Annotated in this window: 20 protein-coding genes; 16 read left to right on the top strand and 4 right to left on the bottom strand. The window is 47.3% G+C overall.

All coding sequences use genetic code 11. The features are described 5' to 3' along the window. Nucleotides 1-3 precede the first annotated feature (3 nt). The 9 genes from QVO66_RS07620 (at nucleotide 4) to QVO66_RS07580 (ending at nucleotide 11,238) form a co-directional block, all read left to right on the top strand. On the top strand, nucleotides 4-1,779 hold the full coding sequence (locus QVO66_RS07620) for a tetratricopeptide repeat protein (protein WP_021854864.1): 1,776 nt from the start codon (nucleotides 4-6) through the stop codon (nucleotides 1,777-1,779). Then, nucleotides 1,766-2,662 (top strand): DUF4292 domain-containing protein, encoded by an 897-nt coding sequence (locus QVO66_RS07615; RefSeq protein WP_021854863.1) that lies wholly within the window; start codon nucleotides 1,766-1,768, stop codon nucleotides 2,660-2,662. Before QVO66_RS07620 ends, QVO66_RS07615 begins: the two co-directional genes overlap by 14 nt. Continuing rightward, entirely contained in the window at nucleotides 2,663-4,243 is a 1,581-nt protein-coding gene (locus QVO66_RS07610; protein ID WP_021854862.1) for a murein hydrolase activator EnvC family protein, read from the top strand. It begins immediately after the preceding gene. A 238-nt stretch (nucleotides 4,244-4,481) separates the two neighbouring features. Next, nucleotides 4,482-5,597, top strand: coding sequence for an undecaprenyldiphospho-muramoylpentapeptide beta-N-acetylglucosaminyltransferase (murG, locus tag QVO66_RS07605; RefSeq protein WP_021854861.1), 1,116 nt, complete (start codon nucleotides 4,482-4,484; stop codon nucleotides 5,595-5,597). 125 nt (nucleotides 5,598-5,722) lie between these two features. Beyond that, complete coding sequence (gene murC, locus QVO66_RS07600) at nucleotides 5,723-7,105, top strand: UDP-N-acetylmuramate--L-alanine ligase (protein ID WP_021854860.1); 1,383 nt, start codon at nucleotides 5,723-5,725, stop codon at nucleotides 7,103-7,105. After that, nucleotides 7,106-7,906: a cell division protein FtsQ/DivIB gene (locus QVO66_RS07595; RefSeq protein ID WP_021854859.1), complete on the top strand. Its 801-nt coding sequence runs from the start codon at nucleotides 7,106-7,108 to the stop codon at nucleotides 7,904-7,906. A 29-nt stretch (nucleotides 7,907-7,935) separates the two neighbouring features. Further along, nucleotides 7,936-9,375 (top strand): cell division protein FtsA, encoded by a 1,440-nt coding sequence (ftsA, locus tag QVO66_RS07590; RefSeq protein WP_021854858.1) that lies wholly within the window; start codon nucleotides 7,936-7,938, stop codon nucleotides 9,373-9,375. A 59-nt stretch (nucleotides 9,376-9,434) separates the two neighbouring features. Continuing rightward, on the top strand, nucleotides 9,435-10,751 hold the full coding sequence (gene ftsZ / locus QVO66_RS07585; protein WP_021854857.1) for a cell division protein FtsZ: 1,317 nt from the start codon (nucleotides 9,435-9,437) through the stop codon (nucleotides 10,749-10,751). A gap of 40 nt (nucleotides 10,752-10,791) precedes the next feature. Further along, nucleotides 10,792-11,238 (top strand): GatB/YqeY domain-containing protein, encoded by a 447-nt coding sequence (locus QVO66_RS07580; protein WP_021854856.1) that lies wholly within the window; start codon nucleotides 10,792-10,794, stop codon nucleotides 11,236-11,238. A 702-nt stretch (nucleotides 11,239-11,940) separates the two neighbouring features. Here QVO66_RS07580 and QVO66_RS07575 read toward each other — a convergent pair. Together QVO66_RS07575 and QVO66_RS07570 are read right to left on the bottom strand one after the other, a co-directional pair. Further along, on the bottom strand, nucleotides 11,941-13,518 hold the full coding sequence (locus QVO66_RS07575; protein ID WP_021854854.1) for a tetratricopeptide repeat protein: 1,578 nt from the start codon (nucleotides 13,516-13,518) through the stop codon (nucleotides 11,941-11,943). A 184-nt stretch (nucleotides 13,519-13,702) separates the two neighbouring features. Continuing rightward, nucleotides 13,703-15,151 carry a tetratricopeptide repeat protein gene (locus QVO66_RS07570; RefSeq protein WP_288172729.1) on the bottom strand — a complete coding sequence of 483 codons (1,449 nt, stop codon included), beginning with the start codon at nucleotides 15,149-15,151 and terminating at the stop codon, nucleotides 13,703-13,705. 420 nt (nucleotides 15,152-15,571) lie between these two features. On the opposite strand from QVO66_RS07570, the gene QVO66_RS07565 reads away from it, so the two are divergent. The 5 genes from QVO66_RS07565 to QVO66_RS07545 all read left to right on the top strand — a co-directional run bounded on the left by QVO66_RS07565 (nucleotide 15,572) and on the right by QVO66_RS07545 (nucleotide 18,802). After that, nucleotides 15,572-16,096, top strand: coding sequence for a hypothetical protein (locus tag QVO66_RS07565; protein WP_021854852.1), 525 nt, complete (start codon nucleotides 15,572-15,574; stop codon nucleotides 16,094-16,096). Between the two features lie 305 nt (nucleotides 16,097-16,401). Next, the gene (locus QVO66_RS07560) at nucleotides 16,402-16,770 is read left to right on the top strand and encodes a hypothetical protein (RefSeq protein WP_021854851.1); all 369 of its coding nucleotides are present in this window, start codon (nucleotides 16,402-16,404) and stop codon (nucleotides 16,768-16,770) included. Between the two features lie 230 nt (nucleotides 16,771-17,000). Further along, nucleotides 17,001-17,246 carry a hypothetical protein gene (locus tag QVO66_RS07555; RefSeq protein ID WP_021854850.1) on the top strand — a complete coding sequence of 82 codons (246 nt, stop codon included), beginning with the start codon at nucleotides 17,001-17,003 and terminating at the stop codon, nucleotides 17,244-17,246. Between the two features lie 409 nt (nucleotides 17,247-17,655). After that, complete coding sequence (locus QVO66_RS07550) at nucleotides 17,656-18,018, top strand: hypothetical protein (protein WP_021854849.1); 363 nt, start codon at nucleotides 17,656-17,658, stop codon at nucleotides 18,016-18,018. Between the two features lie 265 nt (nucleotides 18,019-18,283). Beyond that, nucleotides 18,284-18,802: a hypothetical protein gene (locus QVO66_RS07545; protein WP_021854848.1), complete on the top strand. Its 519-nt coding sequence runs from the start codon at nucleotides 18,284-18,286 to the stop codon at nucleotides 18,800-18,802. 154 nt (nucleotides 18,803-18,956) lie between these two features. Here the strand turns inward: QVO66_RS07545 and QVO66_RS07540 are convergent, their stop codons facing one another. Together QVO66_RS07540 and recO are read right to left on the bottom strand one after the other, a co-directional pair. After that, nucleotides 18,957-20,273 (bottom strand): alpha-L-fucosidase, encoded by a 1,317-nt coding sequence (locus QVO66_RS07540; RefSeq protein WP_053398403.1) that lies wholly within the window; start codon nucleotides 20,271-20,273, stop codon nucleotides 18,957-18,959. A 756-nt stretch (nucleotides 20,274-21,029) separates the two neighbouring features. Next, nucleotides 21,030-21,758: a DNA repair protein RecO gene (gene recO / locus QVO66_RS07535; protein WP_287604479.1), complete on the bottom strand. Its 729-nt coding sequence runs from the start codon at nucleotides 21,756-21,758 to the stop codon at nucleotides 21,030-21,032. A gap of 207 nt (nucleotides 21,759-21,965) precedes the next feature. Between recO and rpsT the strand changes: the two genes are divergently transcribed. After that, nucleotides 21,966-22,220, top strand: a complete 255-nt coding sequence (gene rpsT, locus QVO66_RS07530) for a 30S ribosomal protein S20 (protein WP_021854845.1) — start codon at nucleotides 21,966-21,968, stop codon at nucleotides 22,218-22,220. 302 nt (nucleotides 22,221-22,522) lie between these two features. Beyond that, the coding region (locus tag QVO66_RS07525; RefSeq protein ID WP_288172728.1) for an ATP-binding protein at nucleotides 22,523-23,628 on the top strand (1,106 nt) is incomplete at its 3' end.

Below are 23,628 nucleotides of genomic sequence, written 5' to 3'. Positions count from 1 at the left end.
CAGATGAACAGACTAACATCATACATCCTTGTGCTGCTTTCGGCGGCGGCTGTCATCACAGGCTGCAGCCACGGCACGGCAACAAAGACAGGCGCAGGCGGCACGGCGTCGCGCGGCATCGTGGTTCCGCCCATAAGCCATAACGACAGCATGCGCTTCAAGATATTCTATTTTGAGGCCGTCAAGCAGCAGGTGGCCGGCAACTACGACGCGGCTTACGACCTGCTGAGCCACTGTCTCGACATAAACCCCAACGCAGCAGAGGCCTACTTTATGATGTCGTCTTACAGCGGAGTGCTCTATGGCGACACCGCCGCACTTGAAGACGTTAAGAAGGCTGCCGAGCTCGACCCCGAGAACAACACCTATCTTGAGCGTCTCGGCACGGGCTACATACGCATAGGCAACCTCGACGAGGCCATAAAGGCATACGAGAAGCTGGCACACAACAGTCCGGAGCGCTCAGACGTGCTCGACATCCTTAACCAGCTGTATCTCAGAAAGAAAGACTACGACAATGTGATAAAGACCATTGAACGCATCGAAGCCCTTGAAGGCAGCAGTGAGCAGACAGCCCTGTCGAAGATGCAGGTGTACTCGCTGCAGGGCAAGAAGGAGGAAGAGTTCAATGAGCTGAAGTCGATGTCGGAGAAATATCCCAACGACATGAACTACAGGGTGATGATGGGCAACTGGCTTCTGCAGAACGGCAAGCCCGACGAGGCATACGGCCAGTATATGGACGTGCTGAAGCAAGACCCCGAGAACCCCATGGCACGCATGTCGATGATAGACTACTACAGAACCACGGGCAGCACGGCGCAGGCCGACTCGATACAGGAGACAATGCTCGTGAATCCCAAGACGCCCGTCAGCACAAAGATGATACTGATGAGGCAGGTGGTGGCAGACAACGAGAAGAACGGAGGCGACAGCACACAGGTGCTCAACCTCTTTAAGAGAATACTGAAACAGCCGCAGGAGACATCCGACATGGCCGAGTTGTATGCAGCATACATGACGCTGAAGAAGATGCCGCAGGATTCTATCACCAAGGTGCTGGAGACCGTGCTGACCATCTCGCCCGACAACGCGGCTGCCCGTCTACAGCTGATACAGACAGTGTGGAACGAGAAAGACTTCGACAAGGTTATAGAACTTTCGCGCCAGGCGCTCGACTATAATCCCGACGAGATGGCCTTCTATTATTTCCTCGGACTTGCCTATGTGCAGAAAGACGATGACGACAACGCCCTCGAAGTGTTCAGAAAGGGCGTCAGCCAGATTGACGACGAGAGCAACCCCGACATCGTGTCAGACTTTTATGCCATCATGGGCGACATCCTTTACAGCAAGGGGCAGGAGCAGGAAGCCTATGCCGCTTATGACAGTTGCCTGCAGTGGAAGGACGACAACTTCGGCTGTCTGAACAACTATGCCTACTATCTGTCGGAAACGGGCAAGAATCTCGACAAGGCCGAGCAGATGAGCTATCGCACGGTGCAGGCCGAACCCGACAACTGCACATACCTTGACACCTATGCATGGATACTGTTCAAGCAGAAAAAATATAAAGACGCGCAGCCGTATATTGACATGGCCATCAAGAACGACACCACAAACAGTGCGGTGCTTCTCGAGCATGCAGGCGACATCTACTACATGAACGGCGACGCCGGCAAGGCCCTTGAATACTGGCGCGAGGCGCTTGAGAACAGTGACGAAGAGAATAAGGTGCTTATAAGAAAAATAAAACTGAAGAAATATGTTGAGAAATAGCAGCAGGCTGTTACGCAGCCTCGTCTTTTTGGTTGTGTGCCTCGCCGTAGTTTCGTGCGGCACAAAGAAGGCCGCCATGTCCGGCGGCTCGTCTTCGTCGTCAGGCAATAACGATGTTGAAAGCATATTGGCCCGCAAGACAGACTTCCTGCGCAAGGTCTACGACAATGAAGTGTATGCCCAGGCCATCTCGGCTAAGATAAAGTTCAGCATCAACACCGGTTCAAAAGATCTGTCGGTGTCGGGTTCGCTGAAGATGAAGAAGGACGACGTGATACGCATACAGCTCACTCCGCTCGGACTGATGGAGGCCGGACGCATTGAGTTTACAAAGGATTACGTGCTCGTGGTAGACCGCATCAACAAGGAATATATCAAGGCTTCATACAGCGATGTAGACTTCCTGCAGCGCAACGGGCTCGACTTCTACGCCTTGCAGGCACTGCTGTGGAATCAGCTCTTCGTGCCCGGACAGCAGAAGATAACCGACTCGGCCCTCAAGAATTTCGGCGTTACGTTCAACGATGCCGTGGCCAACACGCTCGTTACGCTGAAGCGCGGCAGCATGAACTATGTGTGGCAGGCCGACAAGACGAGCGGGCTGATCAAGGCTGTGGACGTAACATACAGCAGCCCGTCTACAGGCAGCACATCAGTGAAATGCACTTACGGAACATTCAAGCCGCTCGGTACGAAGAAATTCCCTACTGACATCACCCTGATGATGAAGAGCAGCGCGGTGAAGAGAGCTAACGGCGTGGCCGTGAACATATCAATGAGCGGACTCGACACGTCGGCCGACTGGGAAACGCGCACCTCTGTGTCGGATAAATATAAAAAGGTGGATCCGCAGGACGTAATTAACAGAATCTTAAAGTTATAAATGAGAAGAATACTAATATTTCTGCTGGCATTGTCGTTGGTGGCGCCTTCGCTGGCTCAGAAAAAGCAGACAGCCAAGAAAAAGACCACGACGAAGCGCGTGGTGAAGAAGCGCAGCACGAAGAAGTCGGCCAAGACAGCCAACTATTCGAACGCCTCTATCAGGGGACTCCGCAACCAGCGCGCGAGCGTTCAGCGCAAGATAAAGGAGCAGGAGCGCCTCTTGCGTGCCAATAAGGCCGACGTAAAGAAGCGGCTCAACAACCTGATGATGATAAACAGCGAAATCGACCAGCGGCAGAAGTCTATCGACGGAATACAGAAAGACATTACCCACATTGACGGAAACATACAGCTGCTCAAGAATCAGCTCTCTACGCTCGAGCAGCAGCTGCAGGACCGCAAGGCCAAATACATAAAGTCGATGCGGTATATGGCCAGCAACCGCACCATACAGGACAAGCTGATGTTCATCTTCAGCGCCAAGAACTTTGCCCAGATGTACCGCCGTCTGAGGTTCGTCCGCGAGTATGCCGCCTATCAGCGTGCCCAGGGCGAGATGGTGAAAGCCAAGCAAAACCAGATAGAGGCAAAGAACAACGAGCTGAAGAAGGTCAGGGGACAGAAGAACAACCTGCTCTATAAGGGACAGCAGGAACAGGCTGCGCTGCAAGGCAAGCAAGCCGAGCAGCAGCAGGTGGTGAACACACTGCAGAAGCAGCAGAAGACGATACAGACCATCATTGCCGACCAGCGCAAGAAGGACGCAGCCCTCAATGCGCAGATCGACAAGCTCATAGCCGAAGAAGTGGCTAAAGCCAAGGCAAGAGCTGAGGCTGAAGCCCGCAGAAAAGCCGCTGCCGCTGCAGCCGCCGCAAAGCGCAGGGCAGAGGAACTGGCACGCAAGAAGGCTGCCGCCGAGGCAGCAGCGCGCGAGAATGCACGCCGTGTGGCTGAGGCTAAGGCACGCGAGGAACGCCTGAAAGCCGAAGCAAGAGCAGCCGAGCGCAAGAGCGCCGAGGAGAAAGCCAGGGCAGAACAGGCCGCACGTGAGGCTGAAGCCGACCGCGTTGCAGCAGAACGCAAGGCCAAGGTGGAGGAGATGAGGCATGAGAACGAGGTGGCTCGTGCCAAGAAGGAGGCCAAGGAGGCTGTCGCCTTCGATTCGCAGGACCGCAAGCTCAGCGGCAGTTTTGAGCGCAACCGCGGCCGCCTGCCGATGCCTATCACGGGCTCTTACCGCATTGTGAGTCATTTCGGACAATATAATGTTGAAGGACTTAAGAACGTTAAGCTCGACAACAAGGGAATAAATATCCTCGGAAGTCCCGGAGCATCGGCACGCTCTATATTCGACGGAGAAGTCAGTGCCGTGTTCGGCTTCGGCGGAACGATGGTTGTCATGGTGCGCCACGGCAGTTATATTTCAGTCTACTGCAACCTGCGCTCCGTAAGCGTACACCGCGGACAGCACGTCAGCGCCCGTCAGGCCTTGGGCGTGGTAGGCGAGGACAACATACTGCAGTTCCAGCTCAGGCGCGGAACGGCAAAGCTGAATCCTGAGTCATGGCTCGGAAGATAGCCATCGTACTAATGCGATAATATTTAGTAAGACACGGCCGCTGAGACGGTCTGCCAACAAAGCCGAGACACATTTTTGTCAGATAATTTTCAGTCTGGCGTTTGTGTGTCGGCTTGTCGGTCTTGCCACCGTGCGCAGTGTCCGGATATTTTTTTAATAAGCCAGAAAAATATTATTTAAAATTATCTGAAAAGAAAAATTTTGATTACTTTTGCGAAATAATAAGGTGTAAGGACATATGGAAGATGAACTTAGAATAATTATAAGCGGAGGCGGCACCGGAGGCCATATATTTCCGGCTGTTTCGATAGCTAACGCAATCAGGGCAAAGTATCCCGAAGCTAAAATACTGTTTGTCGGAGCGTTAGGACGCATGGAGATGCAGCGCGTGCCTGCTGCCGGTTATGAGATTGTAGGACTTCCTATAAGCGGCTTCAACAGAAAGAACATGCTTAAGAATGTGGTGGTTCTTTACAGGATATGGAAGAGCCAGCAGATGGCGAAGAAGATTATACGCAAGTTCAATCCAATGGCTGCCGTCGGAGTGGGCGGATATGCCAGCGGTCCGATGCTCAACCAGTGTACGAAGATGGGCATACCGTGCCTCATTCAGGAGCAGAACTCCTATGCTGGCGTCACCAACAAGATACTGTCGAAGAAGGTAGACCGTATCTGCGTGGCCTACGACGGCATGGAAAGATTCTTCCCGGCAGACAAGATTGTCAAGACCGGTAATCCCGTGCGTCAGGTCCTGCTCGACACAAAGCTGACAAAGGCTGAGGCCCTTAAGAGCTTCGGGCTGTCTGAAGACAAGAAGACCATCCTCATCGTAGGCGGAAGCCTTGGCGCGAGAACGGTCAACGAGAGCGTACTTCAGAATCTCGACATGATAAAAGAGTCAGGTGTGCAGTTTATATGGCAGACCGGAAAATACTATAACGCGTCGATAATGGCTGAACTGAAGCAGCGCGGAACGGTTCCGTCGCTTCACGTAACCGACTTTATCTCTGACATGGGCGCTGCCTACAAGGCCGCCGACCTGGTGATAAGCCGCGCCGGAGCAAGCAGCATATCAGAGTTCTGCCTCATAGGCAAGCCGGTTATCCTCGTTCCTTCGCCCAATGTGGCCGAAGACCATCAGACAAAGAACGCCATGGCCCTGGTCAACAAGAACGCTGCTCTGTATGTAAAGGACGCCGACGCTCCTGCTGAGGTGGTTAAGCTGGCGCTGCAGACAGTGAAAGACGATGCCAGACTGAAAGAACTTAGCGAGAACATACTGAAGCTCGCGCTTCCCGACTCGGCCGACATAATAGCCAACGAAGTGGTTAAGCTCGCACGCCGCGGACACTGATGCGGAGGGTTAGTAGGCCACAGACAATAATTATATAGAATACTAAAATAAATTGCAAAAGCAGATGTAGGGCTGCAATCAGCCCTGGCGGACAAAAGTCCGTTTCTGTAGAGAATAATAAAATAATGGAACTGAAAGAGATTAAAGCTGTATATTTTGTAGGAGCAGGCGGCATAGGCATGAGCGCCATAGCCCGTTACTTCCTGCACAGAGGCGTTGTCGTTGCCGGATACGACAAAACTCCTTCTGCATTGACAACGCAGCTCGAGAAAGAAGGCATGCTTATTCATTATGAAGAAAACATCGACGAGATACCGCATGCCTGCAGAAACCAGAAGTCTTCGCTCGTGATCTACACCCCGGCCATACCGGCAGACCACAAGGAGCTGGTTTACTTCCGTGAGAACGGTTTCGACGTTGAGAAGCGCGCCCAGGTGCTGGGCATGCTCACACGCTCACACAAGGGCCTTTGCTTTGCCGGCACGCACGGCAAGACCACCACGTCTACCATGTGCGCCCACATCATGCATCAGAGCCACGTCGACTGCAACGCCTTTCTCGGCGGCATATCAAAGAATTACAGCTCTAACTACATACTGAGCAAGGAGAGCGACTTCGTGGTTATCGAGGCCGATGAGTTCGACCGCAGCTTCCACTGGCTCCGTCCGTGGATGAGCGTCATAACATCTACCGACCCCGATCATCTCGACATATACGGCACCAAGGAGGCCTATCTTGAGAGCTTCGCCCATTACTCTTCGCTGATTCAGCCCGGCGGAGCGCTCATCATACACAAGGGCCTCGAGATGAAAGCTCAGGTGCAGCCCGGTGTTAAGGTGTATGAATACAGTCTTGACAGCGGCGACTTCCATGCCGAGAATATCGTGATTGAGAACGGCAACATCTCGTTCGACTTCATCTCGCCAATAGAAACCGTACGCGGAGTGCAGCTCGGTCAGCCCGTGCCCATCAATATCGAGAACGGCATTGCGGCCATGGCCATGGCACAGCTCAACGGATGCTCAAGCGAGGAACTGAAGTATGGCATGAAGACATACCGTGGCGTTGACCGTCGCTTCGACTTCAAGATAAAGAACGACAAGATTGTCTTCCTCAGCGACTACGCACACCATCCAAAGGAAATCTACCAGAGCGCAAGGAGCATACGCGAGCTTTACAGGGACAAGAAGATAACCGTAATCTTCCAGCCCCATCTCTACACCCGCACGCGCGACTTCTATAAGGACTTTGCCGACAGTCTGAGCATGCTCGACGAGGTTGTACTCTGCGACATATATCCCGCACGCGAGGAGCCTATCCCCGGTGTTACGTCACAGCTTATCTACGACAACCTGAAGGAAGGCGTGGAGAAGAAGATGATACACAAGGAGGATGTCCTCTCGTTCGTAAAAGACAATGATTTCGAGGTGCTCGTGGTGCTCGGCGCCGGCGACCTCGACAATTATGTGCCACAGATAGAGAAAATACTTCAAGACAAGTATAAGTAAATGCATCAGAAACTTAAAAGAACCATATTCATAACGCTCGACGTGTTTCTTGCGGTTTACCTGGTGATGGCGATGACATCGTTCAATCATCCGGCAGAGACACATAGCGTGTGTACTAAGGTTACCATTAATGTTGAGGATGAAAGTACAAACGGATTCCTAAGTGCAAAGGAGGTGAAGCGCATTCTTGAGCGGAGCCGCCTTTATCCGTTTAAGAAGAAACTTGCCGACATCAACCCTCGCGACATCGAGGACAAGCTGAAGGACACGCCCTTTGTCAACACTGCACAGTGCTATAAGACAAAGGACGGCAACGTCTTTATAAGCATCACGCAGCGTCTGCCTATCGTAAGGGTGAAAAACTCGCGTGGCGACGACTATTATCTTGACGATCAGGGCGGCATAATGCCCAACTCAAAGTACACGTCAGACCTGATAATAGCCACAGGCAACATAAGCCGCTGGTATGCCCGCAACTATCTCTCTTATCTGGCCATCGAGCTGATGAAGGATGACTTCTGGAAGAATCAGATAGTGCAGATAAACATACTGCCCGACCTTGGCGTTGAGCTTGTTCCGCGCGTCGGCGAGCATATAGTTTATCTGGGCAACATCCCGCAGACAAAATATGTCAACCGCCGCAAGGCTCTTGTGCAAGGTTTTGTGCAGAAGAAGATGGACCGTCTGAAGAAGTTTTACAAATACGGACTCAGTCAGGCCGGATGGAACAAATATTCTTATATAGATCTGGAGTTTGACAACCAGATAATATGCAAAAAGAAGAAAAAGGCAGATATTTAAATAAAACAGAAACAACAAATTGATAACGTATGGCAGCAAAGGATTTTATAGTAGCAATAGAATTAGGCTCATCAAAGGTTACGGGCATTGCGGGCAAGAAGAATCTTGACGGCAGCATCTCTGTGCTCGCCGTTGTGAAGGAAGACTCTTCGTCGTTTATACGCAAGGGCGTCGTCTACAATATAAATCAGACCGTTCAGTGTGTGTCCAACATCGTCAAGAAACTGTCTGCCGCCCTCAAGTCTGAGATAGCTCAGGTGTATGTGGGCGTGGGAGGTCAGTCTATCAGAAGCGAGAAGAACGTGATAGGCAAAGACTTATTGGGCGACACCATCGTTACGCAGGAGATGGTAAACGAGCTTATGGACACCAACCGTAACATGTCTTATCCTGAACAGGAAATTCTTGACGCGGCCACACAGGAGTATAAGGTCGACAACCAGCTGCAGCTCGATCCCGTGGGCATACAATGCAGCCGCCTTGAGGGCAACTTCCTCAACATATTGTGGCGCAAGACCTTCTACCGCAACCTCAACAAGTGTTTCGACACTGCCGGCATTGCCATTGCCGAGATGTATCTGGCGCCGCTGGCGCTGGCCGACAGCGTGCTGTCCGACTCTGAGAAGCGTTCAGGATGCGTGCTCGTTGACCTTGGTGCCGATACCACCACTGTTTCTGTTTACTATAAGAATATTCTTCGCCATCTTGCTGTCATACCTCTCGGCGGCAACAACATCACCAAGGATATCGCTTCGCTGCAGATGGACGATGAGAATGCCGAGAAGATGAAGCTGAAATACGGAAATGCTTATACTGACAACAACGAGATAGACAACACCCTGATGTTCCCCATCGATGCCGACCGCAGCATAGAGAGCCGCAAGTTTATCGAGATCGTAGAGGGCAGACTTCAGGAGATTATCGAGAATGTGTGGTATCAGGTTCCTGCCGAGTATGCCGACAGGCTGCTGGGCGGTATCATCCTTACAGGTGGAGGCTCTAACATGAAGAACATCGACATGGCCTTCAGAAACCACACGCATATAGAGAAAATACGTATTGCGAAGTTTGTTACGCAGACCATCAACTCTAACAACAACGACATCAACGCCCACAACGGCATGATGAACACCGTGCTGGGCATCCTGGCCAAGGGCGACATGAACTGCGCCGGCGAAGAGTACAGCGAGCACAGCGACCTCTTCGGTGCCGACAAGCCTAAGCCGGCTGCCGGCATGCAGGGCGGAACTCACGTACAGCAGCGCAACAACGAGGGCGTAGTGCTCACCGAAGCCGAGAAGCTGAAGATTGAGGAGATGCGCCGCAAGGCTGCCGAAGAGGCTGCCAGGAAGGAGAGCGAGCCCGAAGTTAAGCCGAAGGACGATGCCGACAAGGAAAAGAAGGGCATGAAGCCTCATGTTACAAAGCTCAAGAACTGGTTCAGAAGCCTTGTCTCTGAGGACGAATAATATTGACATGGCTGCGCTGCTACAAACTTATAACTACGAAAAAAAATAAAGACAGAGATATGGCTGATACACATAGAATAGTGGATTTCGGTGAGCCCGAAAAAGAGAAGAGCATAATAAAAGTGATCGGAGTAGGCGGCGGTGGAGGCAACGCCGTTAACCACATGTACCGCGAGGGCATACACGACGTGTCGTTCGTTCTGTGCAACACTGACAACCAGGCACTCAACGACTCGCCCGTACCCGTGCACCTGCAGCTCGGCAAGGAAGGACTCGGAGCCGGCAACAAGCCTGCAAAGGCGCGCGAGGCAGCCGAGGAGAGCCTTGAGGACATAAAGGCAATGCTCAACGACGGCACCAAGATGGCATTCATCACAGCCGGAATGGGCGGAGGCACCGGCACCGGTGCGGCTCCTGTCATTGCCAGCGTTTCAAAGGATCTGGGCATCCTTACCGTCGGCATCGTTACCATACCGTTCCGCTTTGAGGGCGAACGCAAGATCGACCAGGCCCTCGACGGCGTTGAAGAGATGTCGAAGCACGTCGACGCCCTGCTCGTAATCAACAACGAGCGCCTGCGCGAGATTTATCCGGAACTGTCTATCCTTGATGCCTTCGGAAAGGCCGACGACACCCTGAGCATTGCTGCCAAGAGCATAGCCGAGATTATCACCGTTCACGGACTGATAAACCTCGACTTCAACGATGTGAAGACCGTGCTTAAGGACGGCGGCGTGGCCATCATGAGTACAGGCTACGGCGAAGGCGAGGGCCGCGTGAAGCGTGCCATTGAGGACGCGCTCAACTCACCTCTGCTCAACGACAACGACGTGTTCAACGCAAAGAAGATATTGCTCAGCATATCGTTCTGCAGCGACAAGAACAGCAACAACGGCCTCATGATGGAGGAGATGAACGACGTGAACGACTTTATGGCCAAGTTTGGCAACGACTTCGAGATAAAGTGGGGACTTGCCACCGACCCCGAACTGGGCAACAGAGTGAAGGTTACCATCCTCGCCACAGGATTCGGCATAGAGAATGTCGACGGCATGAACGAGCACTACAAGAAGCATTCTCAGGAGGAGAACGAACGCCGTGCTGAGGAGGAGGAGAAGGCTGCCGAGCGCCGCGCAAAGCGTGAACACTACTACGGCACCGACGGAAAGAGCTCTAAATACAAGCGCCGTCCGCACATATACATCTTCCGCCAGGAAGACCTCGACAACGACGACGTAATATCTTCTGTTGAGTCGACGCCTACATACAAGCGCACACGTCAGGAGCTTGAGGAAATACGCAACCAGTCTATGGGACAGGTAAAGAAGGCCGAGAGCGAGGACAGCAAGATACAGGGAACAATAAAGTTTGGATGATTGACAATTCATAATTCATAATTTTTAATTCATAATTAAAATGTTATTCGATCAGATAAGCAACGATATAAAGGAGGCCATGAAGGCCCGCGACAAGGTGCGTCTTGAGACCTTGCGCAACATTAAGAAAGTTTTTCTTGAGGCAAAGACTGCTCCCGGAGCCAACGACACTCTCGAGGATGCCGACGCCATGAAGATTCTTGCCAAGCTTGCCAAGCAGGGCAAAGAGTCGGCTGCCACATTCGTGCAGCAGAACCGTCAGGACCTGGCAGACGCCGAGCTGGCACAGGTCAGCGTCATTGAGGCATACCTGCCGAAGCCTATGACAGAAGAAGAGATTGAGGCTGCCGTAAAGGAAATTATAGCCCAGACAGGTGCCGCAGGCATGAAGGACATGGGCAAGGTTATGGGCGTGGCTTCAAAGCAGATGGCTGGCAAGGCCGACGGCCGCATTATCTCCGGCATCGTAAAGAAACTGCTTGCCTAAGCATTTTCTTTCTGATATAAAATAATAAATCAGCCTGAACGGACTAAACAGTCTGCTCAGGCTGATTTGTTTTTTTGATGTACCGGCAACAGAACTTTGTTTCCATTTGCACAAAATATTGGACAGTGTCATTAACTCCTAAAAACAAAGCATACGACTTTAACTCCTCTAACTCCTCTAACTCCTTTAACTACTTTAACTCCTAAAACAGAACATTCTCCTCTAACTATTTTATAAAAAAACTCGTCACTCGTCACAATGGCGTATAACGCACTGATACACATGGCGTTACAGTGTGACGAGTTGCGCTTTCAACTCGTCACGCTCGTGGCTCACACATCAGCCGTGATGAGTTTATCCGGCAACTCGTCACACTTTAACATCTTGATTTACAGTTTGTTATGCACGGTTGTGACGAGTGATGAGTTTTTTATAAAAATAAAATTGATCCTTATGTTATGCTGTATGACTTATCACGAAGAGTCAACTTTTATCAGCGATACTCCATGTTTCGGTCAACCTAAGTCAGTAAATAGTCAACATTCTTTATTATTGCCGTTTTCATTTTTCCGATAGGCATACTTTTGCACCCTGAAAGGCCACGTTTCAGCATGCAAAAGCATACCTTTTGCATCATAGTTTGCCGTGTTTTGTAAGTTCAGTATGATAAGTTCTGCTGATAAAATTCTCAATTCTCCATTCTCAATTCACCATTTTAATTTGCTTTTTCAGTCTGTATTTGATAGTTCTCAGTGCTCCCGGAGTTATGGCCATAATGCGCTGAATGTCCTTGTCGCTGAAGCCTATGGTTATCAGCGAGAGTGCAAACAGACTGTTTGTTGTCAGCTTGCCGTATCTGCTTTCAGCCTCTCTTGCCTTTTCTGCATATTCAATTCTGAAGTATTCGATGAATGCCTCAAAGTCGTCCTTGCTCCATTTTATGGTTGTTCCTCCGTCGGCAATCTCTTTGTGCAGCCTTTTTCCGCGGCTCACTGTTTCAGCCTCATGCTTCCTGATGTCTTCAATTTTCTTTTTCAGTTTCTTTATTTCCTTGTCCCTGTCCTTACCCGATGCCGCCATGCTTCCTATCTGCTGCGTGTACATCTCAATCTTATTCCTGTCTTCCTCCATCAGGTTTCTTGCCCGGCTCATCTTCTTTCTGTGGTATATGGTGGCAGCTATGATAATAATTGCGAGCGCTGCAATGGCCGTTGCGGCAGCCGGCATCCATTGTCCGGCATTCTTCACTGCTTCGTCTTTCTCGATGTTCTCTTGTAGTGCAAGCATGTCTTCTGTATGTTGTCTTGCCTTCATGCTGTCTTCAGCCGCCTTGCTTCTTTCCGCCAGCTCCATGGCTTCCTTATATTCGCCCTGCTCCTTCTTTACGTCAGACATCCACGCCAGCACTTCAGCCTTAATATCGAAGTCACCGTCGGCTACTGCCTTTTCGCATAGTTTCCATGCCTCGGCTTTTAGTCCTTTGTCCATATATATTACTCCGAGTATATAGTTAGCCCTTGCCGTAGGCTTGGCTTTTATGGACATTAATATATATTTCTCGGCAGAGTCTAGCTTGTTTATGTTATAATAATATGCACTTACGTTAGCATAGAAGTCGGATCTTAGTTGCTTTTGTAAAGATGCTGCATATTTTAATGCCTTATTCATATAGAAATTAGAACTGTCTTGCATGGCTTTTGCACCGAAAATAGCTGACATACGATACGAATCTTCTGCAATCCACGATTCCCTTTTCATTTCTGATGCTTTATTTAAGGCAATGTGTGCGTATGTTAAGGCCGTATTTAAGTTGCCGATTTCTAGATTGATGAAAGAAAGATTTTCTGCAATATGATGTATAAGTACCTTATTCTTGGATTTTTTTGCATGAGGTTCCCCCCTCTTTAATGAATTAATGGCCTTTTGATAATTGTTTTTATTTGTTAGTATAATTCCGTTATAGTAATAAGCTTTAGCAAGTTTTTCTGCATCGTAGTGTTTGGTGTAATATTCAATGCATCCGTTTATGATGGAGTCGGGCATAGGAGGCATATATAAAACATGACTTGCTTGAGTCATCAAAAGATTATAATATGCCCTGTTGCTTTCATCCTTTAGATTCTCAACGCTGATGCTTTTAAGTATTTTCATTGCCGAATCGTTTTTTGTATGATACAGCAATGTATCTGCCAAAACGAGTTTCTGGCGTGTTTCGTTGTTGTAGTTGCAGCTGCACAGAATGAGTATTATAGCTATGGAGAATAATAAAAGTCTTTTCATTAATGTCATGTTTTTTGTTGTTTCAAAGTTAATCAATTTATATTGAAAAGCATGTGCATTTAAGATGTTTTTTCCTGGTGTTAATGTGTTGCCATGACATAAATCCTTTTTTATAAAATCAGAATATCCCCCACACAAAAAGAGTAATCATAATTGGCTTACACCGAACTTCGTTTATTCATTTTCAATTTTCAATTTTGATTTGCTTTTTCAGCCTGTATTTGATCGTTCTCAGCGCTCCCGGTGTTATGGCCATAATGCGCTGAATGTCCTTGTCGCTGAAGCCTATGGTTATCAGCGAGAGTGCAAACAGACTGTTTGTTGTCAGCTTGCCGTATCTGCTTTCAGCCTCTCTTGCCTTTTCTGCATATTCAATTCTGAAGTATTCGATGAATGCCTCAAAGTCGTCCTTGCTCCATTTTACGGTTGTTCCGCCGTCGGCAATCTCTTTGTGCAGTCTTTTTCCGCGGCTCACTGTTTCAGCCTCATGCTTTCTGATGTCTTCAATCTTCTTTTTCAGTTTCTTTATTTCCTTTTCCCTGTCCTTGCCCGATGCCGCCATGCTCTCCATTTGCTGCGTGTACATCTCTATCTTCTCCCTATCTTCCTCCATCAGGTTTCTTGCCCTGCTCATTTTCTTTCTGTGGTATACGGCGGCAGCTATGATGATAATTGCGAGCGCTGCGATGGCCGCTGCTGCAGCCGGCATCCATTGTCCGGCATTCTTCACGGCCTCTTCTTTCTCTATGCTTTTCTGCAGCGCGAGCATATCTTCAGTCTGTTGTCTTGCCTTCATGCTGTCTTCAGCTGCCTTGCTTCTTTCCGCCAGCTTCATAGCCTCCTTATATTCGCCCTGCTCCTTCTTTATGTCAGACATTAGGGACAAAGCTTCTGCTTTATGTTCTAAATTATTGCTTGAAGCTGATTTTTTTAGTAAATCCAATGCCCTTTCAGTTTCACCTTCTGAATAGTATATAGCACCAAGTATTGTTTGGGCTCTTTCTGATTGTTGGATATTTAATGATTTTAATGCATATTTTTTTGATTCTGCAAGTTTGTTGGTGTTAAAATAGTAGATACTTGCATTTGTGTAAAATTCAACTTTTAATTTTTGAGGCAGGTCTTTAGTTTTTTTCAATGCTTCGTTCATGTAGTAGTCAGAACTGTCTGCTTTTGATTGTCCTGCGAATATTGCAGATATCCTGTTTAGGTCTTCAACAATCCAAGATTTGTTGTTAGTTGCAATTGAATTGTTTAGTGCGATGTGCGCATATTTTAGTGCTGTATTATAATTCCCATTTTTTAGATTAATGAAAGCAAGTAGTTCTGCTATATGATGTATAGCATTTTTATTTTTTGCTTTTTTTGCAAATATTTCTCCATTTTTTAAAGCTGTGATAGCTTCGGCATTATTTCCTTTTTCATAGAAAATCGCACCCTTGTAATAATAAGCTTTAGCAAGTTTTTCTGCATCGTATTGTTTGGTGTAATATTCAATGCATCCGTTTATGATGGAGTCGGGCATAGGAGGCATATATAAAACATGACTTGCTTGAGTCATCAAAAGATTATAATATGCTTTGTCGCTTTCGTCCTTTAGATTCTCAGCATTGATGCTTTTAAGCACTTTCATAGCTGAATCATTTTTTGTTTGATACAGCAATGTATCTGCCAAAACGAGTTTTTTGTGTGTTTCGCTGTTGTAATTACAGCTGCAAAGAATGAGTATTATTGCAATAGAGAATAATAAAAGCCTTTTCATTAAAGTTGTGTTTTTTGTTGTTTCAAAGTTAATCAATTTATGTTGAAAAGCATATGCATTTAAGATGTTTTTTGTCCTTGTGCTTATTCAAAGCGTCACAATTTTCGCCCTCATGAAACTATTATATGCTAAATAAATGCTTGAAGCATAATGATTTAGACGCATTTTGTAATTGTGACACCGCCCAAAAATAATCATTCTTAAATTTGGAGATGTTTAAACGATAATCTAATTTTGAGATTAGAAAAATCTGATGCAAATAAAAAATCTAATTTAAATACGTGATAAAATATGGAAAAGAATGTAAGACTTTTGGTAATCATTTCTCTGTTGTTGATCAGCTTGGGAACAGTGGCTCAGAATGCTTCAAATGAAAGCAAGTTTGTTGATAGGCTTGTAGCGGAACTTAATGTCGGTGTGGGCACAAAGTGTCATGGAGTCAGTCCTCTTGAACTTAGTGCAAACCTCGGTTATCGTTTTATTCCGCGTATGTATGCCTTTGTTCATGCTGGTGGCCTTTATGGACTTTCAGATGATAATTATGGCCAGACATATTCAAAGAGTTGTGTGCTGGGTGGCGGTTTGGGATACACGCTTTATCAAGTAGACAATGTTGGCGTTGACCTTCGTGGAACTGTCTCTTCAAGTATTGGCGATGCCGACTGGAAGCATGTCGTTTATGATGCAGCTCTTATTTTTCACATTGGCGGAAAACTTAAGATGAATTTAGGACTTGGTTTCCGTCATATCAATTCGCGCACGGCAGGCGTGGGCAATTATAATGGATTCTACGGCACGATAGGTTTCGGTATATAATCTGATTGGTAGCTTGTGGCAGAATTATTAACTTATATATTTTATGCTCCGACTAATTTTGGTTTGGCCGGAGCATACCCGTTAAGTCTTTTGTACGGCTCTGAATAAATCCTGCGTAAACTGTAATTTATTAGAAATGAACCGAAAAGAACTTACTAAAATAAATAACGACTTTAGTTTTTGCCTACATTTGCAAACAAATACACGGACTATTTAGCATAACGATAAAAATATTTGTGACTGCATTGACAATTTGTCTTGCGTGATATAAAAATGTTTAAGCAATAATCTTTAAATCATAAGCTATGAGTAGAATAAGTTTTAGGAAAGACAGGTTAGATATCCTTTTCAGTACTCTTCTGCTTTTATATGCCGTAGAGCCTGTGTTTGGAGACAAACTTGTGATAGATTATCTAATTTATGGGTTGATGGCAGTGTGCGCTGTGTTGATGCTTGTGTTCTTGGTGAAAGATCTGATTAAGGATGCGCGCGGCTTCATTTCGAGTTATACATCGAGGTCGGTCTTTTGGATTGTTGATGCCGTAATATGTCTTATAGGCCTGGCTGTAGGCTATGCGTTCAGCTCAAATTCTGGTAGCTGGTGGATTTTTCTGTTTATCTGTTTTGTTGCTGTATATTTTCTGCCGGCACCAAAGGGAACGAAAACAACGTGATATTGCAGGGGCGTACCCCAGGTGCGTCCGAAAGCGTTATATATGATTGATGTAAAGGTGGACGCACCTGGGGTACGTCCCTGCGTGCTTAGGCATGATAATGGTTTGTTGCGCATCTTCTTTGTGAGTATAAATCTGTAGAAAATTACATTTGTTGCTTTACTCTCTCTCTATTTAACTTCGTTGAAGTATTTAATGATTATGGTGGTTAAATTTAATTTTAGTGCCTTATGAAAAAAGCAAAAGTAATAATTCTTTCCCTCATACTCCTTATAGGTCTTGTATGGTGGGGCTTTGTGTTGTTTGGAATAGAACTGAGGTATTCCTTTATGATTTTGCCGCTGGTGCTTGTAACACTGACGTCTTTATTGAAAAACAATGAAAGCACCCGCTTTGACAAGCTGGAACTGGCATTAGAGGTGTTGGCTCTGCTGGCCATGGTGTATTTTACTGTTTTCATGCTGCTTCCTTTTTGACGGTTACGGAAAAGCGTTGTGAAAAATTTGAACAGTATTAATAATTTAATGTGATAATCCGACCGGTTATTATTCGGCCGGGTTATTGCGTTGTGTCTGTCGTACTGCTCTGAACGCCTATATTTCAATGGATATCGGTGATGAACCGAAATAAACTTATAGAAAGTTGAAAATGTCCAGGATTTTTACTAACTTTGTGAACATAAGGCTACAAGAGCTGCCGAACCATATCAGCACGTTATAATACGGCATTACTGAATGTCTGTTTGTGCCGGCATGATAGTGCTGACGGCTTTGTCGCTGATAATCTTCGTGTCGAGTGTTAGATATTCCTCCATGCGGAAAAAGCTGTTTAAGTTTGATGTTTTGTGATTTAAACCTATAAATATTTTTTTTAAACAACAAGCCTATGAGAAAAGTAGATTTAAAGACCGGCAAGCTTGAAATTGTTTTCAGCATCTTTCTTCTTCTGTTTGCACTTGAGCCGCTGTTTGGCAGCGTGCCTGCGGCAGATTATGCCGTCTGGGGATTAATAGTTCTGTGTCTTGTCCTGATGGTTGTGCTGATGATAAAAGATTTGGTTAAGGATGCTCGCGGCTTCCTTTCGCGTTATACGTCAAGGTCGGTCCTTTCGGTCTTAGACATCGTTATCTGTCTGATAGGCGTGGCTGTGAGCTATGCGGTAGATGTCGGTATGAGCAGCTTCTGGATCTTAATGCTTGTCCTTACAGTCATTGCATATTTCCTGCCGGCGCCCAAAGGAGCTAAATAAGTGAAGAGTGAAGAACGAAGAGTGAAGAATTCAATAGTCTGTTTTGTATTGTAAGGCGCAATCAAGATTGTCAATATTGTGATTGCTCAGCTTTTATATACTATTGAATTCTTCATTCTTCATTCTTCCGTAGTCCCCACGTGTTCAATATGAAAAATGTTGTGAATCTTTTTTGCCGTTAATGTTAATTTACTAAAAACGATGTCACAATACGGCGTGTTGTACGTGTTAAAGTAAAAAGCACAAACTAAAAATGTTTTTTACTATGAAGAAATTATTGTTCTTGTTGGCCCTTCTTATGGCCATGGCTACAGCCGGAGCGCAGAACGCGTCGAACGAAAAGTGTTTTTTCGATAAAATTGTTATCAATCTCGGAGTGAGTGCAGGAACAGGCTGCAACAACATGCATCCGCTTACCCTCAATGCCGACATAGGCTACAGGTTTATTCCGCGTATGTATGCCTTTGTTCATGGCGAGAGCATTTACGGCCATTGTGATGCCGACGGACTGAAGACTTACGCCACTTCGCAGAATCTTGGTGGAGGTTTAGGCTATACGTTCTATAAGGACGATGTTGCTGCCATAGACCTTCGCGGCACGGTGTCGACGAGCGTCGGTCATGCCGACTGGAAGAACGTGGCTTACGATCTTGGCGTAATGTTCAGGGTTGGGCGAGGTCCTCTGAAGTTTGATTTCGGCGTAAGTTTCCGCCACATGAGTTCGCGCACAGCCGGAATAGGTTCATACAACGGCGCATTCTTTACTTTGGGAGTGGGAATATAAGTATAAGTGAAGAGTGAAGAACGAAGAGTGAAGAATTCAATAGCATATAAAACTGAATAGCATTATAGCATAGACGACATTCTATAACACACAACAGACTATTGAATTCTTCACTCTTCGTTCTTCACTCTTCATTTAATTTTTTCCTCTTCACTTATTTCACCGTCAGTGTTATTATTCGGTCTATCGCCGGCGTAAGGTCGGCAGTGTGCAGCACTACGCCGCCGCTTACGTTTTCATGACTTATCTTTTTGCCTGTATCAAATAATACGGCGCTCTTCACTTTGCCTTTTAGCGGCAGCAATATCATCTTCGGCATGTCGTCGGCAAGGATGTGCACATAAAGCTTGTTGCCGCTGCGCGTCGTGGTGCCCCATTCGGCAGTCATCACGTCGCCCGCCGTAGTGGCATACACCGTTTCGCCATATTCAGACAGCCACTTGCCCATGCTCTTAAGGCGCTCAAGAGCCACTGCCGGCAGTTGTCCGTCAGGCTGCGGCCCTATGTTCATAAGCAGGTTGGCACCCTTGCCGGCAGCCCTTACGAGCAGTCTTACGAGCGTTGTGTCCGACTTGTAGTTCTGGTCGCTCACCTTATATCCCCACATTCCGTTCATCGTCTGACATGTTTCCAGCGGCAGACTGCCTATCTCGCTTTCGTCAGAAAGGCCCGCGGTGTTCTCGCCCGGCAGGTCGCGCTCAAACATCTGGAAGTCTTCGCCCTCAACCGGCGCCCTGTGGTGGTTGTTGCCTATGAGGCATGCCGGCTGCAGGCGGTGTATCATGGCATACTGCTCGCCAAGTCGCCAGTCGAAGTCGGGCTTGTCCCACACTCCGTCAAACCATATTGCGCCTATCTCGCCGTAGTTGGTCAGCAGCTCGGTCAGCTGGTTGTTCATAAACTCATAGTAGCTCTCCCAATTGCCGTGGTTTTTTCTGCCCGTTCTGTGGCCCGTGTTGCCCAGCGGATAGTAGTCTTCGCGCGTCCAGTCGAGGTGAGAGTAATACAGATGAAGCTTTATGCCCTGCTTGTGGCACTCGTCTGCCAGCTCCTTTATCACGTCGCGTCCGAAGGGCGTGGCGTCAACAATGTTATAGTCGGAATATTTTGTGTCGAACATCGAGAAGCCGTCGTGGTGGCGTGTGGTGATGCATATATACCGCGCTCCTGCCTCCTTGATGGCCTTAACCCATTCGCTCGCGTTGAAGCGCGAGGGGTAGAAAGCCGATGCGGCCTTGGCATACTCGTGGCAGTTGAGCCCGCCGCTGTTGAGATACCATTCGCCCTGTCCGAAAAGGCTGTAGATGCCCCAGTGGAGGAATATCCCGAACTTGTTGTCGCTAAACTCTTTGCGCGCCTTCAGGTTTTCGGGCGCCGGCACGTAGCCTGCCTTTTGCGCATGCGCCATGCCCGGCATGAGCAACGCGGCCAGGCATAATGCCATAAAAGTCCTTTTAAAATGTTTTTCCATAATATTATATTATTTGTGCATAGTGATGTTTCAGCCGTTATGTCCGCAAGCATCTTTCCGTCTGCATGTCGGCTTTCTCATGCCTGTCTTCTTCGTGCCGTATGGCTAGGCAGGGCAGGGGAGCATGCAAATATACGAATCTTAATTTATAATTCATAATTAACAATTCATAATTCATAATTCACGATCGGCTTTCGCCTAACTTCGTTTCGCAATTCATAATTATTGTTTGTACAATGCCGCACATTGTTCTTTAGTTCTTTTCGCTCAGCTTCATTATGGTCTTTTGTCAGCTTTTCTTACATGATTCAGTCCACTTAACGCTCTCGGAATGGCGATGCTCGTCACGAATCCGTGATTTGGCGCGAAAAACGACGAAAAATGCGCGTTTTTGCTAACCTGTTGTCGTTCAACGCTTTATGCTGTTTTGAAGACAAAAGCTTAACAGTTAAAAAATATTACTTTGCCGTTTACGGTGCAAAAGTGGCCCGTTTCCGTTGTAAGACATGCCTGTTTTTTATCCGTAGACCATGCTTTTACGTCTCAAAAAATTCATGTTTAAGCCTTTTATTCATTCTTGTCCGTGAACGTATGTTAATGCTCCGCCGCTTTTGTCTGAATTAATTAACATCCGTTATACTCTGCTTTTCTAGATTGGAAAAATATTTTGTCCTAAGTTTTTACCATGAAGTGATGTCCCTTAAGTGAAGAATCTAAAGGTGTCGTATGATTTAAATCTATGTCTAATTTGGCTTGTCAATCAGCAAACAGCTCCTTAAGCACCTGCAGCGACTTCAGCTCTGGCAGTTCGGGCATGTGTATGCGGTAATAGCTTATTATGGTGTCCACCATCCTGTTGCGGTCAAAGTGCGACATGCGGTAAAGGTGCATCGTGGCATAGTTCATGCGCAGCAGCAGTCCTATCTTGCGCGCCTCGTCAGGACTGAGCACGTCGGCGTGCATCGGTCTCTGACGGCAGAAACAGCTGCTCCTCATGTCGAACCAGTCGCCCGGCTCGTAGTTGTCGGTATTGGGATAAAATCCGAGAAATCTCGACAGGCGCATCATGAACACTATGTGGAAGTTGGCAAAGCCCTCGCCGCATCCGTCGAGCCATCTGATGCTGTTCTCTATATATGAGAATGTGGTTGGGTCGGTCTGCTCGCGGCGTGTGGTGCAGCGCAGAAATTCGGCCATGAAGAGCGAGATGGCCGTTTTGTATGGGTTAAACGGTATCGACGTGAAGGGCACCGCTATGCGTGCGTCCTTCAGCCGCTGCAGTCTGGCGTTCTGTCTTATGTCGATGTCGGTGTCGAGAATGAACAGCGGCTGGAAGTATTGCTTCTTGAGCTTGCCCCTTGCCGATGTCGGAATCTTTATAATGCACGACGTTCTGCCGCATGTTTCGGTGAGAAAGTCAACAATCATCTGTTGCTCTCCATATTTGAACGAATGCAGCACTAAAGCCCTTGTTTTTGTTATCATATCTGCAAAAATACAAGAATTTTATGGTTTTTGAGAAAAAAAGTTGCAGAAAAATTTGGAGGTTTAAAATAAAACCACTACCTTTGCACCGCAAATTTATCAAATGGTCCCTTCGTCTATCGGCTAGGACGAGAGATTTTCATTCTCTAAAGAGGAGTTCGACTCTCCTAGGGACTACTAACAAAATAAAAAGGAATAATAACAAAGATGGCAAACCACAAATCATCAGTTAAGAGAATCCGTCAGGAGAAGAAAAGAACATTGCACAATAGATATTATGCAAAGACAATGCGTAATGCAGTGCGTAAGCTGCGCGCTATAACAGACAAGGAAGAAGCTCTGAAGCTGTATCCTAGTGTACAGAAGATGCTTGATAAGCTGGCTAAGACCAATATCATCCACAAGAACAAGGCTTCTAATCTTAAGTCAAAGCTGGCGTGCCACATCAGCAAATTGGGATAAATTAAATTATAAATAAGAGACAATAAGGGCTGTGATCAACAAAGATTGCAGCCTTTTTTGTTGTTTGCCGGTTTGCTCCTTTTCTTTCTTGCGTTTTTATTGTTGTCATGAGCGTCATGAAGCATGGTGCATGGCAGCGTGTGGCACCGCTTTGGCTGCCGTTTCGGGCTTTTGCCGTAATATTGTGGGCAAAGGTGCTTATGGTGTAGTTAAACACCGTCATTTCACTTTTTTATAGTTAAAAGCCTTCGCCGTGTCGCAGATTTTTTGTATATTTGCACGTTAATTTACATTGAAGCGAAATGGCAGAAAATCAAATCAACGAGAATAATTATTCAGCCAGTAACATACAGGTGCTTGAAGGCCTTGAGGCCGTGCGCAAGCGTCCGGCAATGTACATAGGCGACATCAGCGAGAAGGGTCTTCACCACCTGGTGAACGAGACAGTGGACAACTCTATCGATGAGGCCATGGCCGGATACTGCACCCATATTGAAGTTACGATAAACGAAGACAACTCTATAACCGTGCAGGACAACGGTCGTGGTATCCCTGTGGATGAACACGAAAAACTGCATAAGTCGGCTCTTGAAGTGGTAATGACCGTGCTGCATGCGGGCGGTAAGTTCGACAAAGGCTCATACAAGGTGTCAGGAGGTCTGCACGGTGTGGGTGTGTCGTGCGTCAACGCGCTTTCTACACACATGCTGTCACAGGTGTTCCGCGACGGAAAGATATATCAGCAGGAGTATGAGAAGGGTAAGCCGCTGTATCCTGTAAAGGTGGTTGGCGAGACTGAGCTGCGCGGTACACGCCAGCAGTTCTGGCCGGACCCTACAATATTCACCACGACACTGTATAAATACGACATAATAGCCAAGCGTATGCGCGAGCTGGCATATCTTAACGCCGGCATAAAGATTACGCTTACAGATCTTCGTCCCGACGAGGAAGGCAAGACAAGACAGGAAGTGTTCCATGCCAAGGACGGACTGAAGGAGTTTGTGCGCTATATCGACCGTCACCGCACACATCTGTTCGATGACGTTATCTATCTGAAGACAGAGAAGCAGGGCATACCTATCGAGGTGGCTGTGATGTATAACACTGACTACAGCGAGAACATCCATTCATACGTGAACAACATCAACACCATCGAAGGCGGTACGCATCTCGTAGGTTTCCGCATGGCGCTGACACGTACTTTAAAGAAATATGCCGACAACGACCCTGTTATATCAAAGCAGATCGAGAAGGCAAAGATAGAGATTGCAGGCGAGGACTTCCGCGAAGGACTTACGGCCGTTATCTCGATAAAGGTGGCTGAGCCGCAGTTTGAAGGTCAGACAAAGACAAAACTGGGCAACAGCGAGGTTACCGGAGCCGTTCAGCAGGCCGTGTCAGAGGC

It is taken from the genome of Prevotella sp. CAG:255 (assembly GCF_000431195.1).
In the GTDB taxonomy this organism is placed as follows: Bacteria; Bacteroidota; Bacteroidia; order Bacteroidales; family Bacteroidaceae; genus Prevotella; species Prevotella rara.
Note: the sequence above shows the minus strand (reverse complement) of the source record. Positions and strands in the feature narration are given on the sequence as shown.